Raw genomic sequence first — 16,939 nt, forward strand, 5'->3', positions numbered from 1 at the left:
CCGGAGGGACCACAGCTCCCATGAGCACGTACGCCATCGTCGGCCTGTCCTGCCTGTTCCCGGGTGCCGAGACCCCCGCGCGGTTCTGGCAGAACCTCGTCGGCGGCACCGACAGCCGCAGCGAGGGCGGCCCGGAGGTCTTCGGACCGTCCGCCGACCCGCGCGACCTCGACCCGCAGCACCGCATCACCTGCACCCGCGGCGGCTTCGTCCGCGACTTCGCCTTCGACCCGGCCGGCTACCGGATCTCCGCCGAGCGCCTCGCCGGCCTCGACCGGGTCTTCCACTGGTCGCTGCACACCGCCCGCGAGGCGCTGCGCGACGGCGGCCACCTGGACCGGCCCGACCTGCTCGCCCGCACCGGCCTGGTGCTCGGCAACTACTCCTTCCCGACGCCCGGTTCGGCCGAGATCAGCCTGCCGCTGGTCGAGCAGGCCGTCCGCACCGGGCTGCGCCGGGCCGGCGTCGACCTGCCGCCGCCCGCCGCCGCCCCGCGCCGCGACCCGGCCGACGCCCGGGTCAGCGGGGCGCCCGCCCGGATCGTCGGCGCCGCCCTCGGCCTCGGCGGCCCCCGGTACGCCCTGGACGCCGCCTGCTCCTCCGCGCTGTACGCGCTGAAGCTGGCCTGCGACCACCTCGCCACCGGCCAGGCCGACCTGGTGCTCGCCGGCGGCGTCTGCGCCCCCGACCCGACCCTGATCCACCTGTGCTTCTCCGACCTGCACGCCTACCCCGAGAACGGCTTCAGCCAGCCCTTCGACGCCCGCTCGGCCGGCATCCTCACCGGCCAGGGCGCCGGCATGGTCGCCGTCCGGCGGCTGGCGGACGCGCTGCGCGACGGCGACCGCATCCACACCGTCATCGACGGCATCGGCCTGTCCAACGACGGCGGCGGGCGCCACCTCCTGGTGCCCGGCGAGGCCGGGCAGCACCGCGCGTACGAACTGGCCTACCGGGCGGCCGGGGTGTCGCCTGCGGACGTCGACTACCTGGAGTGCCACGCCACCGGCACCCCGATCGGCGACACCACCGAGGCCGCCTCGGTCGCCGCCTTCTTCGGTGCGCACGGCGAACTGCCGCTGCTGGGCTCGGTGAAGGGCAACATCGGGCACCTGCTCACGGTGGCCGGCCTCAGCAGCCTGCTCAAGGTGGTGCTGGCCATGGAGCACGGCCACCTGCCGCCGACCGTCGGCGTCACCGAGCCCGTCCCCGGGCCGGGCGGTGCGGCCGCGGCCGCGCTGGTGCGCACCGGACGGGAGTGGCCCGCCACCGCGGGCGCCCGCCGGGCCGCCGTCTCCGCCTTCGGCTTCGGCGGCACCAACGCCCATGTGGTGCTCTCCGACGCCGTCCCCGCGCAGGCCGCCGACCGGCCGCCGACCGCCCTGCCCGCCCCCGACATCGTCGGACTCGGTGCCCACTTCGGAGCCTTCGACTCGGCCGCCGCCTTCGAGCGCGCCGTCCACGACGGACTGGACTCCTTCCGCCCGCTGCCCGAACGCCGCTGGCGCGGACTGGAGGAGAGCGCCGGCGGCGCCCTCGCCGAGGCCGGGATCACCGCCGGCACGCCACCGGTCGGCGCCTTCGTCGACTCCGTCGGCCTCGACCCCGTCGACCACCGCATCCCGCCCGCCGACCTGCGCAACTACAACCTGCAGCACGCCCTGATGTCCGAGGTCGCCGACGAGGCGCTCACCGACGCCGGCTACAGCCGCACCCCCGCCCCCGGCGCGTCCGCGCCCGAGGCCCGCCGGATCGCCGTGGTCGTCGCCATGGAGATGGAGCCCTCCGCCCACCTCCACCTGGCCCGCCACCGGATCGGCGACCGGCTGCGCGGACTCCTCGCCGACACCGGCCTGACGGACGAACAGCGCGAGCGGCTCACCGCGATCGCCCGCGACGGCGTGCACGAGCCGATCGTCGCCAACGAGGTGCTCAGCTACATCGGCAACATCATGGCCAGCCGGATCTCCTCGCTGTGGAACCTCACCGGCCCGTCCTTCACCGTCTCCGCCGAGGGCGCCGGCACCGCACAGGCCCTGGAGACCGCCCGGCTGCTGCTCCTCGACGAGACCGTGGAAGCCGTGCTGGTCGGCGCCGTCGACCTGGCCGGCTCGCCGGAGAACCTGCTGCAGCGCACCGCCGCCCACGGCGCACCCGCCACCGGCCCCGGCCTCGCCTTCGGCGAGGGCACCGGCGGCTGGCGGATCGGCGAGGGCGCCGGCGCGGTCGTCCTCACCCGGCCCGGCGAGGGCCGCCGCCCCGCCTACGCCCGGCTGGACGCCGTCGCCGTCCGGCACGCCGAACCCGTCGGCGGCGAACTGCCGGAAGCCGACGGCAGGGCACTGGCCGAGGCCGCCGCGCAGGCGTACGCCGACGCCGGGATCACCGCCGCCGACATCGGCTACCTGGAGGCGCACGCGGCCGGCACCCCCGCCCAGGACGAGGCCGAACTCGCCGCGCTCGCCGCCGTCCACCCCGCCGGTGCGCCCGGCCCCGCGCTCGGCAGCGCCCGCGCCCAGATCGGCGACGCCCAGGGCGCCGCCGCGATGGCCGGCCTGCTGCGGGCCGTCCTCGCCGTCCACCACGGCTACCTGCCGGGCGTCCCCGGCTGGCAGCGGCCCGCCGCCGAGGTCGCCGGCCGGCTCGCCGCCACCGGCTGCCACCTCGCCGACACCTCCCGCCCCTGGCTGCGCACCGAGCGCACCGGCCGCCGCCGCGCCGCCGTCTCCTTCATCGCGGACGGCGGAGCCCACGGCCATCTGGTCGTCTCCGCGGACGCCACCAGCGGCGCCCGGCAGGAACGGGCCTGGCAGCGGGCCTCAGGACCCGCCCTGCTCGCCCTCGGCGCGGCCGAACCGGCCGCACTGCTCACCGCCGTCGAGCACCACCGGCGGCTGCTGGCCGACGGCGCGGACCCGTACGCACTCGCCCGGGCCGCCGCCGACGCACTGCCCGCCGGCACCCCGCGCGTGGTGCTGGTCGGCCGGGACGCCGACGAACTCGGCCGGCAACTCGCCCTCGCCGCACGGGACCTCCCCGGCGCCTGGGAACGCGGCGAGGAATGGGCCACCCCGGCCGGCAGCTGCTTCACCCCGCACCCGATCGGCCCGGACGGCAAGGTGGCACTGGTCTACCCGGGCGCCGTCAACTCCTACCCGGGGCTGGGCCGGGACCTCTTCCGGGCCTTCCCCGGCCTGCTGGAGCGCTTCGAGGCCGAGGTGGAGCGACCGGACGAAACCTTCCGCGCCGCCCGGCTGCACCCGCGCACCCAGACCGCCCCCGGCCGCCGCGAACTCATGGCACTCGAAGCCGAATTGGGCGACGACCTGCCGTTCATGCTGGCCACCGGCACCACCTTCGCGATCCTGTACACCGACCTGGTGCGGGACCTGCTGGGCGTCCGCGCGCACGGCGCGTTCGGCTACAGCCTCGGCGAGTCCAGCATGCTGTTCGCCACCGGCGGCTGGCAGCGCGCCGCCCGCCGGGACGACCGGATCAGTGCCACACCGATCTTCCGGCACCGGCTGAACGGGCGCCGCACCGCCGTCCGCGAACAGTGGGGCCTGGCCGACTCCGTACCCGACTCCGCGGTCTGGGCCGGCCACGTACTGCTCACCGACGCCGAGAGCGCCCGGGCGGCCATCGCCCGGTACGACCGGGTGTTCCTCACCCACGTCAACACCCCCGGCGAGCTGGTGATCGCCGGCGATCCGGCCCAGTGCCGGGCGCTGATCGAGGAGTTGGGCTGCCCCGCGGCACGCTCCCCGGTCAACGGCGTGATGCACTGCCCGGTCGTCGACCCCGAACTCGACGGCCTGGCCGGACTCAACGACCACCCGATGGGCGCCGCCGGCGGCCTGGAGCTGCTCAGCGCCTACGACTACGGGCCCGTCCCCGCCCTCGACAGCGCCGAGACGGCCCGGCGGATCGCCCACACGCTGCGCTCCACCATCGACTTCCCGCGGCTGGTCCGCGCCGCGTACGACCGGGGCTTCCGCTACTTCGTCGAGGTCGGGCCGGGCGCCACCTGCACCCGCTGGGTGCGCGAGACGCTCGGCGGGGCCGCCCACGTCGCGGTGTCGGTGGACCGCCGCGGCATGCCCACCGCCCGCACCGTCGCCCAGCTGGCCGCCCGGCTGGTGGCGCACGGCGTCCCGCTCGACCTCGCCGGGCTGCTCGGGCCCGCCCCGGCCGTCCCGGCGCGGCGGCGGGTGCTCTTCCCGGTGGGCGGCGGGGCGTCCATCCCCGGCCGGATCGCCGCGGCGGCCGCCGAGGTGCTCGCCGAGCCCGCCACCGCCGAGCCCGCCCCGACCCGGGCCGTCCACGCGCCGGAGCCCGTCCTGGCCGCAGTGGCCGCCGACACCGCACTTGCCGTGGACCCCGCCCCTGCCGTGCACTCCGCCCCCGCTGCGTACTCCGCCCTGCCCACGGGCGGCGACCACCACCGCCCGCTGCCGGCAGCGCCGTCTGGCCCGCCCGGACCGTCCCCCCTCTCGCCGGAGGAGCAGATGCCCGCCGATCCGACCCTCGCCGACCCCGAGGTCATCGCCTTCGACGGCGAGCCGATCTCCTTCCTGCCCTGGAGCGAGCCGGCCGCCGAGACCCCGCCCGCCCCGCCGGCCCCGACAGCACCGGCCCCGACACCGTCGGCACCTGCCCCGGCCGCGCAGAACGGCCACTACGGCGCCCAGGACCTCGTCCGCGAGCTGCGTGAGCAGATCATGGCCACCCACTCGGTGGTGATGGAGACCCAGCGCGTCCTGCAGGACAGCACCCTGGCCCGGACGGAGGCCCTGCTCGACGCCCCGCCCGCGGGCGCCGCACCGCTGCCCGCGCCCGAACCGCAGGCCATCGAGGTCGCCCCGCGGCTCGGACTCCCGCCCGCGCCCGCTCCCGCCCTGGAGCCGACCGCGGTCGTCCCGGCCGAGCAGCCCGGCGTGATCTGGGACGAGAAGGACCTGCTGGCCTTCGCCACCGGACGCCTCGCGGACGTCTTCGGCCCCGCCTTCGCCGGGATCGACGGCTACGCCAAGCGCGTCCGGCTGCCCGCACCGCCGTACCACTTCGTCACCCGGGTCACCGACCTGCGGGCCGAGACCGGCGTCTACCGGCCGTCGTTCATCCGCACCGAGTACGACGTGCCGAAGGACGCCTGGTACGCCGTGGACGGCGGTGTCCCGCCGGCGGTCGCGATCGAGGCCGGCCAGTGCGACCTGCTGCTGATCAGCTACCTGGGCATCGACTTCCGCAACAAGGGCGAGCGGGTCTACCGCCTGCTCGACTCCACCCTGGTCTTCCACGGCGACCTGCCGCGGACCGGGCAGACCCTGCGCTACGACATCTCCATCAACCGCTTCGTCACCCAGGGCGACACCACGCTCTTCTTCTTCAGCTACCTCTGCTACGCCGACGGCGAGCTCATCCTCGAACTCAAGGACGCCTCAGCCGGGTTCTTCAGCCAGGCCGAGCTCGACACCCCGCTCGGCGTGGTCGTCACCGCCAAGGAGAGGGCCGCCCGCGAGGCCCTCACCAAGACCTGGTTCAAGCCGCTCGCCCGTACGGAGAAGAACCACCTCACCGCGGCCGACCTCGAACTGCTCGCCCGGGGCCGGCCCGGCGAGGTCTTCGGCCCCGAACACGCCCAGGACGAGGGCCTCAACCCCGCGCTGCGCCTCCCCGACGCCCGGCTGCGGATGATCGACGAGCTGCGGATCGACCGCACCGGCGGCCCGCGCGGCCTCGGCGCCCTCACCGCCACCAAGCAACTGCAGCCCGACGCCTGGTACTTCGAGTGCCACTTCCCGGACGACCCGGTGCTGGCCGGCTCGATGGTCGCCGAGGGCGCCGTCCAGGCCCTGCAGACCTACCTGCTGCACCAGGGCATGCACCTGGTCCTGCCGGACGCCCGCTTCCAGACCGTCGTCGGCCTGCAGACCGAGGTGCAGGTCCGCGGCCAGATCACCCCGCAGCACCGGGAGATCCGCTACGAGATCGAGGTCATGGAGCTGACCCTGCTCCCGCGTCCCTCGGTGATCGCCGACGTCCTGGTGTACCTGGGCGACAAGCCGGTCATCCGGATGCGCAACTTCGGCATCCAGATCCGCGAGAAGGAGGGCACCCCGTACCGGCCGGAGACCGGCGGCGTGCCGGCCTTCCTCGGCCGGCGCAACCGCTCCGGCGAACCCGCGATGATCAACGAGCTGCACCTGGCGCACGCCGCCAAGGGCGACCTCGGCACCGCCATGGGCCCCGAGTTCGACGTCTACCGGGACAGCCGGGCGCCGTACATCCCCAACGGGGACTTCCAGTTCGTCGACCGGATCATGTCCCTCAAGGGCACCCGCGGAGACCTCGGCCCGGGCTCCGAGATGGTCACCGAGTACGACTCCCCGGCCGACGCCTGGTACTACACGCAGAACGCGCACCCGCACATGCCGAACTGCGTCCACATGGAGACCTCGCTGCAGGCCGCCATCCTGCTCGGCTACTACCTCGGCGCCACGCTCAAGCAGCCGGAGACCGAGTACGCCATCCGCAACCTGGACGGGCACGCCACCCTGGTCAAGGACCTCGACCTGCGCGGGAGGACCGTCCGGCACCACTCGAAGCTGCTGATGACCAGCGCCGTCCAGGGCGCCGTGCTGCAGAAGTTCAGCTACGAACTCTCCGCCGACGGCGAGGTGTTCTACACCGGGGAGTCCCTCTTCGGTTACTTCAGCGACGCCGCCCTCGCCAACCAGGCCGGCCTGGACGCCGGGCAGTACGCCGCCCCCTGGATCGAGCAGGAGAAGCCCGCCGCCGAGCGCGTCCAGCGGATCGAACTCGACCACGGGGCAGCCGCGTTCACCGACCCGGCGGGCGGCCGGCTGCACCTGCCCGGCGGCCACTTCCACCTCGTCGACCGGGTCGACCTGGTCCGCGACGGCGGCAGGCACGGCAGGGGCTACCTGCACGGCCACCGCGCGGTGCGCCCCGACGAGTGGTACTTCGACTGCCACTTCCACCGCGACCCGGTGATGCCCGGCTCGCTCGGCGTCGAGGCCGTCCTGCAGGCCCTGCGGCTGTACGTGCTGGAGGAGGGCCTCGCCGAGGGCGTCGACCGGCCGCACTTCGCGCTCGCCACCGGCGTGGAACTCGGCTGGAAGTACCGCGGCCAGATCCTCCGCCACGACGAGGAGCTCCGCTTCGACGTGCACGTCCGCGAGGTCCGCCGCGAGGACGGCCGGGTCCTCGTCGTCGCCGACGCCGACCTGTGGAAGCCCGGCCTGCGGATCTACGAGCTGACCGGCGTGGCCGTCGAGGTCCGGTCCGAACCGGCCACCGCCTGACCGCCCGCCCGAGGAGACGGAACCCACCATGAACCACCCCCAGACACCGCTGCTCTGGCAGGGCGAGCAGTACCCGGGCACCGACCCCGCCGGGATCTACCAGGCCCTCGCCGACCTGGAACGCCCCTGCTTCGTCGTCCGCACCCCGCAGGGCATCGGCGCGGTCGCCGGTGGCCGCGCGGTCCCCTCCGGCGGGCGGGCGGCGGGCCTGCCGCTGCTCGCCGCGGCCGCACCGCTGCCCCCGCAGCGCCTCGGCTCCGCCGCCTTCCTCGCCGCCCACGGCGTGCGGCAGCCGTACCTGGCCGGGGCGATGGCCGGCGGCATCGCCTCCGCCGACCTGGTGATCGCCCTCGCCCGGCAGGGCTACCTCGGCTCCTTCGGTGCCGCAGGGCTGTTGCCGGAGAGCATCGAGAAGGCGCTCGGCCGGTTCGCCGCCGAGATCCCCGGCCTGCCGTACGCGGTGAACCTGATCCACAGCCCCAGCGAGGAACGCCTGGAGCGCGAGGCCGTCGAACTGTTCCTGCGGCACGGCGTCCGCTGCGTCGAGGCCTCCGCGTTCATGGCGCTCAGCCCGCACATCGTCCGCTACCGGCTGGCCGGGCTGCGCCCGGGACCGGACGGCCGGCCGGTCGCCGAGCACCGGGTGATCGCCAAGATCTCCCGTACCGAGACCGCCGAGCGGTTCATGCGCCCGGCCCCCGCCGCCGCCGTCAGCGCCCTGCTGGAGCAGGGCCTGATCACCCCGCTCCAGGCCGACCTCGCCAAGTACGTGCCGATGGCCGACGACATCACCGTGGAGGCCGACTCCGGCGGCCACACCGACCGGCGGCCGCTGCCCGCCCTGCTGCCGAGCATCCTGCGGCTGCGGGACGCCGTGCAGCGCGAGCACCGCTACCCGGTGCCCGTCCGGGTCGGTGCGGGCGGCGGGCTCGGCACCCCGTCCGCGGTCGCCGCCGCCTTCGCCATGGGCGCCGCCTACGTGGTCACCGGCTCGGTCAACCAGGCGTGCGTCGAGTCCGGTGCGTCCAAGGCGGCCAGGGCGCTGCTCGCCGAGGCCGGCATCGCCGACTGCGAGATGGCCCCGGCCGCCGACATGTTCGAACTCGGCGTCGAACTCCAGGTGCTGAAGAAGGGCACGCTCTTCCCGATGCGCGCCAAGAAGCTCTACGAGCTCTACCAGGCGTACGACGGCCTGGAGGCGCTGCCGGAGGCGGAGCGCGCCCGGCTGGAGGCCCAGGTCTTCCGCCGCCCGCTCGCCGAGGTCTGGCAGGAGTGCGTCGGCTACTTCGAGCGCCGCGACCCCGAGCAGCTCGCCCGGGCCGCCGACAACCCCAGGCGGCGGATGGCGCTGGTCTTCCGCTGGTACCTCGGGATGTCCTCCCGCTGGGCCGTCACCGGCGACCCCGACCGCACCCTCGACTACCAGATCTGGTGCGGCCCGGCGATGGGCAGCTTCAACGACTGGGTGACCGCCAGCTACCTCAAGGCCCCCGGCAACCGCCGGGTCGCCGAGGTCGCCCACCACCTGATGCACGGCGCCGCCTTCCACACCAGGCTCGCCCAGCTCCGTACCGCCGGGGTGCACGTCCCGGCCGCCGCGGCCGACTACCGGCCGGTGCCGCTGGAGACCGGCGCCACCCTGGAGGGCGCGAGATGACCGGCCCCCTCGACGAACTCGGAGCCGCCGCGGCCCGGCTGGAGCAGCTGCTCGGCCCCGCCGAGGACCCGGCCAACCCGTACGGCTTCGCCGCCGCCGCCCGCCGCGACGACACCGGGCAGTACCCCGAGGAACTGGCCGCGGCCCTGCGCGCCGCCGGCTTCCACCTCGACTACCTGCCCGCCGACCGGGGCGGCACCTTCCGCTCCTTCGACCGCAGCCTGCTGCTCGTCCGCGCGGCCGCCCGGCGCGACCTCAACGCCATGCCGGCCACCATGTTCTCCATCACCGCCGCGACCTGCGTCCGGCTGCACGGCTCGCCCGCGCAGCAGCAGGAGGTCGCCGAACTCCTGCGTGGTGGCGGCGCGGTGGCCTTCGCCCTGTCCGAGGCCGAGCACGGCAGCGACCTGCTCGCCAACACCACCCGCCTCGAACCCGACCCTTCCGGCAGCGGCTTCCGGCTCACCGGCCGGAAGTGGACGGTCGGCCTCGGGCAGCGCTGCGAGGCCGCCTACGTGGTGGCCCGCACCGGGGAGCGCGGGCCCGGCTCCTTCACCGCCGTCCTGATCGACCTCACCGCCGCCGGGCCGGAGCTGGACCGCGGCCCGGCCGTCCTCACCGGCGGCATGCGCGGCATCGACTTCGCCCACCTCCGCTTCGACAGCCTGCCCGTCGCCGAGGACCGCATCGTCGGCCGGCCCGGCGAGGCCTTGGAGGCCGCCGTCAAGGCCCAGCAGGTCGTCCGGCTGATGTCCACCGCCGGCAGCCTCGGCTGCGCCGACACCGCCCTGCGCCTCACCCTCGGCTTCGCCGCCGAACGCCGCACCGGGCGCACCCTGCTGCTCGACACCCCCTACCAGCGGCGGGAGTCGGCGATCGCCGCCGCCGCACTGCTCGCCGCCGACGCGGTCGCGCTGACCGCCGCCCGCGGCATCCACACCGCCCCCGAGCAGTTCAGCGTCTGGGGCTGCGCGGCCAAGCACGTGGTCGCCGAAGCGGTGGAGGACGTGATCGCCCGCTGCGGCGCCACCCTCGCCACCCGCTCGGTGCTGCGCGGCGAGGGCCCCGGCGGCGGCATCTTCCAGAAACTCCAGCGGGACGCCGCCCTCGTCCGGGTGGTCGACACCAGCACCCTCGCCAACCTCCGATCCTTCACCGGCCAACTCCCCGCCCTCGCCGAGGCACAGCCCGGCCCGGCCGAGGACGCCGCCACCGTCTTCGCCCCGGACGCGCCGCTGCCGCCGTACGACCCGGCTCGGCTCGACCTCAACGCCCGCGGCCGCGACCTGCCCACCGGCACCCTCGCCGCGATCGCCGGCCCCGCCGCGGCCGCCCTCGCCGAGGCCGGCGCCCCCGAGGCGGCCGCCCTCGCCGAACGCCTCCGGGACACCCTGCAGAACCTCCCCCAGGAGGTCGAGCAGGCGGGCACCGGCCTCGCCCTGGTCGACCTCGCCGAACGCTTCGCCCGGCTGCACGCCGCCGCCTGCTGCCTCCAGCTGTGGTGGGCCGGCCGCCACCTGCCGCTGTACGGGCAGCCGCCCGGCTCCGCCGGGTGGCTCGGCGCCTGCCTCGGCTACCTGCTGGCCCGTGCCGACGGCACCGACCCGCGCCGCGACGCCGACCTGCTGGCGCCCGCCCTCGACACCGTGCTCGCCCTGCACCGGGAGCACCGGATGTTCTCGGCCGTCCCCGTCCCGCTGGCCTGACCGACCCCTGCACCCACGCAACCGGAGGAGACCGGTGCCGAAGCCAGAACTCGACAAGCTCGCGGCCGAGCTGGAGACCCACCTGGGCGACCCGCACGACCCGGCGAGCCGGATGCCGTTCGAGCGCATCCTCGACCACGACGAACGCGAGGAGTACCCCTACCCCTTCGTCAACCTGCTGCAGCGCTGGGGCCTCCACGAGTACAACATCCCCGCCGCCCAGGGCGGCCGGGCCGGCGACGTGGAGACCGGCTTCAACCTGCTGCGCCTCGTCGCCCGCCGCGACCCCACCACCGCCACCGCCCTGATCATCACCAGCCTGGCCTTCCTGCCCGCCTGGATCGCCGGCACCGACGGGCAGAAGCAGCACCTGGTCGACGCCGTGAAGCAGGGCGGCCGCTACGCCTGGGGCCTGTCCGAGCGCAACCACGGCAGCGACGTGCTCGGCAACGAGATGCGCGCCGAGAAGGTCGACGGCGGCTACCTGCTCACCGGCGAGAAGTGGCTGATCGGCAACGCCCGGGTCGCCGACGGCCTCACCGTCTTCGCCCGCACCAAGGAGTCCGGCGGCCCCGCCGGGTACTCCGTCCTGCTGCTGGAGAAGCGCCGCACCCCGGCCGGCTCGGTCGAGGAGCTGCCCAACGAGCGGCTGCACGGCCTGCGCGCCCTCGACATGAGCGGCATCCGGGTGGACGGGGTGTTCGTCCCCGAGTCCGCCCGGCTCGGCCGCGAGGGCGCCGGCCTGGAGATCGCCCTGCAGACCTCGCAGGTCGCCCGCACCCTGATCGGCTCCATCGCGCTCTCCGCCGTGGACACCGCCCTGCGGGTCACCCTCGACTTCACCGAGCACCGGGTCATCTTCGGCCGCACGGTCAGCGACATCCCGTACTCCCGGCGGCAGCTGGCCGAGTGCTTCGCCGACCTGATGGTCGCCGACGCGGTCAGCCTCGGCGCCGTCCGCAGCCTGCAACTCGTTCCGGAGCAGGCCAGCGTGTGGTCCTCGGTCGCCAAGTACCTGGTGCCCACCATGCTGGAGCGCACCATGTCCCAGCTGAACGTGGTGCTCGGCGCCCGCTTCTACCTCCGCGGCGAACCGCACTTCGGCATCCACCAGAAGATGCTCCGCGACCTGCTGGTGGCGAACTTCGCCGACGGCAACACCGTCGTCAACCTCAAGAACCTCGCCCTCCAGCTGGACGGACTGCTCGCCGCCGCCCACGAACCCCCCGCCGGCGCCGCAGCCGGGGCCGAGGGACGGGTCCCCACCCTCTACGGCATGGACCGGCCGCTCCCGCTCTACCGCCCCTGGGACCAGGAACTGTTCAGCCGCGGCCGGGACGACGCCCTGCTCGCCGCCCCCGCCTCGCTCGCCGCCCTCCGCCGGCTCGCCGCCGACGCCGAGGGCGAGGAGCGCGACCGGCTGGCACGCGCCGCCGACACCGCCGCCGAACTCCTCGGCCGCGCCGCCGCCCTGCGCGCCGCAGGACTCGACCTGAAGGCCCGGCTCGGCCGCGACCACGGCCAGTCCGCCGAACTCTTCGACCTCGCCAAGGAGTACTGCCTGCTGCACGCCGTCGCCGCCTGCGTGCACACCTATCTCCACTCCGCCGACGCCATGGAGGACCCGCTGCCCAGCGGCGCCCTGCTGCTGCTCCAACTGGAGCGGCTGCGCCGGCACTGGCATCCGCACGAGGCCGTCACCGACGCCGCCGACGTGGACGAGGTGATGGCCGTGCTGCGCCGGATGCACGGCGGCAACCGGCTCTTCTCGCACTGGCAGTTCCGGCTCGCCGACCGCACCGGGCCCCGCCCCGGCACGCCGTGAGGCAGGCCCGCCGACCGTCACCCCACCGGAAGGAGCCGCGCATGCCACCGCACCCGGGCGCCCGCGCCCTCTGCCCGTCCTGCCGGCGGAGCGGCCCCCCGGGCCGCCTCGACCCCGATCTCAAGGTCTGCCCGCCCTGCCGGGAACGGCTGCGCTGGGAGATGTCCGAGTGGCTCAAGCAGCTCGTCGGCATGGGCGTCCTCGGCACCGTCCCGGAGCCCGCCCCGCACCGTGCCCGGAGCCGCGATGCCCGAACGTGACGGCCACCTCTGGCTGCTCCCCGAGCCGGCCGCCGAGGCCTTCGCTGCCCGGCACGGCGGGGAGCTCCTGCTCGGCCCCGAGGAACGCGCGCACCTGGCCCGGCTGCGCGGCGAGGGCGGCCGGCGGCGCTTCCTCGCCGGCCGGGTGCTCGCCCGGTACGCGCTGAGCGCCCGCTCCGGGCGCCCGCTCGCCCACTGGCGGGTGCGCGCCGGGGAGGGCGGCCGCCCCGAGCCCGAACCGCCCGCGGACGGCCTGCGGTTCAACCTCTCGCACACCGACGGGATGGTCGCCTGCCTGGTGGCCTCCGGCCGCAGCTGCGGGGTGGACGTGGAGCGGGCCGCGGCCGGCGCGGACGCCGTCCGGTACCTGCCGCGCTGGTTCGCGCCCGCCGAGCGGGCCGCCGTGGCCGCCGCCCCGGCGGCCGAGCGGCCGGCCCGGGTCGCCGCGTACTGGGTGCTCAAGGAGGCCTACCTGAAGGCGGTCGGCACCGGGCTGCGGCGGGAGCTGGCCGGCTTCTCCTTCGGCCCGCCGGCCGACCGGCCGATCCGCCTCGCCGACCCGGCCCGCCCGGCCGCCGAGAACGCCGACTGGCTCTTCGAACTGCTCCACCCCGCACCGGGGTTCGTCCTCGCCGCCGCCGTGCAGGGCGGCCGCGGCGGACGCATCCACCAGACCCTGATCTCCCCCTAGCCAGCGAAGGACCCCTCATGTCTGCAACCCCCAAGCCCCGGGTCGCGGTCGTCGGCGCCGGCGTGGCCGGCCTGTCCGCCGCGTACCGGCTCCGCGAGCACGCCGAGATCACCCTCTTCGACGCCGAGCCGCGCCCCGGCGGCCACGCCAACACCATCGAGGTCGAGGACGCCGGACGGGTGCTCGGCATCGACACCGCCTTCGTGGTCTTCAACAGGCCCAGCTACCCCAACCTCAGCCGGTTCTTCGACGAGCTGGGCGTGGCCACCCGCCGGCACGAGGGCGGCTTCAACTTCTTCGACCTGGACACCGGACTCCAGTACGGCACCGCCGAGATGGCGCTGCCGGAGGAGGAGGTGCTGGCCCGCTACCCCGCGGAGTTCCGGACCATCCGGCGCGAGGCCCGCCGCTTCCACCGGGAGGGCCGCAAGGACTTCCTGCGCAAGCGCACCGACCTGCCGCTGGGGGAGTACCTCGACCGTGGCGGCTACAGCGCCGAGTTCCGGTACGGCTACGTCATCCTGCTGTGCACCGCGGTCTGGTCGGTGCCGGCCGAACTGATCTGGGAGATGCCCGCCACCACGGTGATCGCCTTCTTCATGGCGCACGACGAGGGCGGCCTCGGCGGGCAGCGGGTCGACTGGCAGACGGTGGAGGGCGGTTCGGTCCACTACGTGCGCAAGGCGATCGCGGCGATCGACCCCAAGCTGCGGCTCGGCGAGCGGGTGCTCTCGGTCACCGAGCAGCCGGAGGGGGTCACCGTGGCGACCGCGTCCGGCGCGGAGCGCTTCGACCACGCGGTGGTGGCCGTGCACGGCGACCAGGCGCGCGGACTCCTCACCGAGCCCGACGCCCTGCAGCGCGAGACGCTCTCCCGCATCCGCTACAACTCCTCCGTCGCGGTGCTGCACACCGACCCGTCGGTGATGCCGGCCGACCGCTCCCGCTGGGACAACTGGAACTACGGCAGGGCCACGGTCGGCGGCGAGGTCCGCCCGTACGTCGCCTACTACATGAACCGGCTGCACGGATTCACCTCCGAGCAGGACTACTTCGTCACCCTGGACTGCCCGCTGACGGTGCGCGAGGAGTCGGTGATCCGCGAACTGCACTACGAGCACCCGGTGATCGACCTGGACCTGCGGACCCTGCAGAAGACGATCTACCGGGTCAACGAGGGCACCCGGATCAAGCTGTGCGGCTCGTACTTCCATTCCAAGCAGCTGCACTACGACCAGATCGGCTCGCACGAGGCGGCGTTCTCCTCGGGGCTGGAGGCGGCGGAGCAGTTGCTGCGCGGGCTCGGGCGCTGAGGCCGGAGGCGTTCCGGGGGCACCGTCCGTCCGAAGAAAAAGCTGGCATTGGAAAGCTCCACTCTCTATAGTGGATAGCGCAAGGTTCCACTATCGGTTTCGGCGGGCCGCCGAACAGTGGTTCGCCGAGCAGGCGACCGAGGAAGGCTGTCTCCATGCCCACGCTTCCCTGGACCACCCCGAACCCTCCTCGGCCGCAGACCCGTGCCCTGGTCATGGCCTCCCGCTTCGAGGTCCGCTCGCTCGCCGACGTGCCGCGCTTCTTCCTGAAGTCGCTGGCCGCCTGGCGGCAGGTCCGCACCGCGCCCGGTGCGCTCGGCGCCTCGCTCATCGCCCAGCCGCTCAAGCGCACCTTCTGGACCCTCTCCGCCTGGGAGACCCGGGAGGCGCTCTACACCTACGCCAAGGCCGAACCGCACTACTCGATCATGACCTCGCTGCGCTCGACCATGGACAACTCCACCTTCACCTTCTGGGAGGTGCCGGTGGAGGAGCTCCCGATCGCCTGGCCCGACGCGCAGCGCCGGCTCGCCGAGCAGCGGCAGTCCGACGCCGCCGCGGCCGAGGGTGCTGCCGAGGCCTGACCGCCGCTCCGTTTCCAGGGTGGGCCGCATTCCGGCCCGCCCGGGCCCAGCCGCACCACGACCACTGCGCCACGACCGAAGGAGAAAGCTGTCATGTCCTCGACAGGATTGCGGTCCGCCCCGGCCGGGGACCGCCCGGCCGACGGCGGCCGCACCGTCCCGCTCTGGCTGTCGATCGTCGCCTGCAGCGTGCCGATGTTCATGGTCGCGCTGGACAACCTGGTGGTGTCCACCGCCCTGCACACCCTGGCCGTCGACCTGAAGGCCGACACCCGGGACCTCCAGTGGTTCGTCAACGCCTACGTCCTCAGCTTCTCCTGCCTGCTGCTGATCGGCGCCGCACTCGGCGACCGCTTCGGCCGCCGGAGGGTCTTCGTCCTCGGCATCACGATCTTCACCCTCTCCTCGATCGCCTGCGGCCTCGCCGACACCAGCGCCCAGCTGATCGCCGCCCGCACCGTCCAGGGCTTCGGCGCCGCCGCGGTCATGCCGCTCTCGCTGACCCTGCTCTCGCACGCCGTCCCCGAGCGGCTGCGCAGCCTCGCGCTCGGCCTGTGGGGCGCGGTCAGCGGCCTCGCCATCGCACTCGGCCCGGTGGTCGGCGGCGCCGTGGTCGACGGCCTCGCCTGGGAGTGGATCTTCTGGATCAACGTGCCGGTCGGCGTGCTCGCCGTCCCGCTCGTCCTCAAGGTGCTGCAGGAGAGCCGCGGCGAGCGGGCCGGCCTCGACCTGGTCGGCATGCTCCTCGCCTCGGCCGGTCTGCTGGCCCTGGTCTGGGGCATCGTCAACGGCAGCGAGGACGGCTGGACCTCGGGCCGGATCGTCACCGCCTTCGCCGCCGGCGCCGTCCTGCTGACCGCCTTCGTGCTGTGGGAGCGCCGGGTCGAGCACCCGCTGCTGCCGCTCGGCTTCTACCGCATCCGCGCCTTCACGCTGACCAACGTGGTCTCCGCCTCGATGTACTTCGGCGTCTTCGGCTCGATCTTCTTCCTCTCCCAGTACCTGCAGATCGCCCCGTACCGGACCCCGCTGCACGCCGGTGTGCTCACCCTGGCCTGGACGCTGATGCCCATGTTCATCGCGCCGGTCGCCGGAGCGCTCACCGACCGGGTCGGCGGCGGGCGGCTGATGGCCCTCGGCCTCTTCCTGCAGGCGGTCGGCCTCGCCTGGATCAACCTGGCGGCCACCGACGACACCCCTTACTCCCGCCTGGTCGGCGCCATGCTGGTCGCCGGCGCCGGCATGGGTTTCGCGATCGCCCCCACCGCGGCCGTGGTGCTCGGCGCGGTCGGCCCGGAGCACCGCGGCAAGGCCTCCGGCGCCAACACCACCGTCCGGGAGATCGGCGGAGCGCTCGGCATCGCGGTGCTGAGCAGCGTCTTCCTGGAGTACGGCAGCCCGGCGAACGCCCAGGACTTCGTCGAGGGCCTGCACCCGGCGGTCTGGGTCGGTGTCGCGGTGGTGGTCTTCGGCGGCATCTGCGCCCTGTTCATCCCGCGCCCGCCGCGCCCGGCCGCCGAGCCCCCGGCGGACGTGCCCGCGGACGAGCCCGCCCCGGCCAACGCCTGACCGGGT

The 16,939-nt window shown here is 74.7% G+C and carries 9 protein-coding genes; all 9 read left to right on the forward strand.

Features of this window, described 5'->3' with window-relative positions; translation table 11 throughout:
- Window positions 1-20: 20 nt before the first annotated feature.
- Window positions 21-7,328: a beta-ketoacyl synthase N-terminal-like domain-containing protein gene (locus AB0M03_RS21450; RefSeq protein WP_363493212.1), complete on the forward strand. Its 7,308-nt coding sequence runs from the start codon at window positions 21-23 to the stop codon at window positions 7,326-7,328.
- Window positions 7,329-7,356: 28 nt separating this feature from the next.
- Window positions 7,357-8,985: a PfaD family polyunsaturated fatty acid/polyketide biosynthesis protein gene (locus AB0M03_RS21455; RefSeq protein WP_363493214.1), complete on the forward strand. Its 1,629-nt coding sequence runs from the start codon at window positions 7,357-7,359 to the stop codon at window positions 8,983-8,985.
- Window positions 8,982-10,691, forward strand: coding sequence for an acyl-CoA dehydrogenase (locus tag AB0M03_RS21460; RefSeq protein WP_363493215.1), 1,710 nt, complete (start codon window positions 8,982-8,984; stop codon window positions 10,689-10,691). The genes AB0M03_RS21455 and AB0M03_RS21460 overlap by 4 nt, the downstream gene beginning before the upstream one ends.
- Before the next feature lie 34 nt (window positions 10,692-10,725).
- Window positions 10,726-12,516, forward strand: coding sequence for an acyl-CoA dehydrogenase (locus tag AB0M03_RS21465; protein ID WP_363493216.1), 1,791 nt, complete (start codon window positions 10,726-10,728; stop codon window positions 12,514-12,516).
- A 41-nt stretch (window positions 12,517-12,557) separates the two neighbouring features.
- A complete protein-coding gene (locus tag AB0M03_RS21470; protein WP_363493218.1) occupies window positions 12,558-12,776 on the forward strand; it encodes a hypothetical protein in 219 nt (72 codons plus the stop codon).
- Window positions 12,763-13,467, forward strand: coding sequence for a 4'-phosphopantetheinyl transferase superfamily protein (locus AB0M03_RS21475; protein ID WP_363493220.1), 705 nt, complete (start codon window positions 12,763-12,765; stop codon window positions 13,465-13,467). Before AB0M03_RS21470 ends, AB0M03_RS21475 begins: the two co-directional genes overlap by 14 nt.
- Before the next feature lie 17 nt (window positions 13,468-13,484).
- The gene (locus tag AB0M03_RS21480) at window positions 13,485-14,780 is read left to right on the forward strand and encodes an FAD-dependent oxidoreductase (protein ID WP_363493222.1); all 1,296 of its coding nucleotides are present in this window, start codon (window positions 13,485-13,487) and stop codon (window positions 14,778-14,780) included.
- 155 nt (window positions 14,781-14,935) lie between these two features.
- Window positions 14,936-15,364 carry a DUF3291 domain-containing protein gene (locus tag AB0M03_RS21485; protein WP_363493223.1) on the forward strand — a complete coding sequence of 143 codons (429 nt, stop codon included), beginning with the start codon at window positions 14,936-14,938 and terminating at the stop codon, window positions 15,362-15,364.
- 93 nt (window positions 15,365-15,457) lie between these two features.
- Window positions 15,458-16,933, forward strand: a complete 1,476-nt coding sequence (locus AB0M03_RS21490; RefSeq protein WP_363493225.1) for an MFS transporter — start codon at window positions 15,458-15,460, stop codon at window positions 16,931-16,933.
- Window positions 16,934-16,939: the final 6 nt, after the last annotated feature.

Source organism: Kitasatospora sp. NPDC051914 (assembly GCF_040680995.1).
In the GTDB taxonomy this organism is placed as follows: Bacteria; Actinomycetota; Actinomycetes; order Streptomycetales; family Streptomycetaceae; genus Kitasatospora.

Excerpts from the sequence above, each read along its gene's own strand:
- AB0M03_RS21455 (WP_363493214.1), top strand. The coding sequence starts at position 7,357 with ATGAACCACCCCCAGACACCGCTGCTCTGGCAGGGCGAGCAGTACCCG.
- AB0M03_RS21480 (WP_363493222.1), top strand. The coding sequence starts at position 13,485 with ATGTCTGCAACCCCCAAGCCCCGGGTCGCGGTCGTCGGCGCCGGCGTG.
- AB0M03_RS21450 (WP_363493212.1), top strand. The coding sequence starts at position 21 with ATGAGCACGTACGCCATCGTCGGCCTGTCCTGCCTGTTCCCGGGTGCC.
- AB0M03_RS21470 (WP_363493218.1), top strand. The coding sequence starts at position 12,558 with ATGCCACCGCACCCGGGCGCCCGCGCCCTCTGCCCGTCCTGCCGGCGG.
- AB0M03_RS21485 (WP_363493223.1), top strand. The coding sequence starts at position 14,936 with ATGCCCACGCTTCCCTGGACCACCCCGAACCCTCCTCGGCCGCAGACC.
- AB0M03_RS21490 (WP_363493225.1), top strand. The coding sequence starts at position 15,458 with ATGTCCTCGACAGGATTGCGGTCCGCCCCGGCCGGGGACCGCCCGGCC.
- AB0M03_RS21460 (WP_363493215.1), top strand. The coding sequence starts at position 8,982 with ATGACCGGCCCCCTCGACGAACTCGGAGCCGCCGCGGCCCGGCTGGAG.
- AB0M03_RS21475 (WP_363493220.1), top strand. The coding sequence starts at position 12,763 with ATGCCCGAACGTGACGGCCACCTCTGGCTGCTCCCCGAGCCGGCCGCC.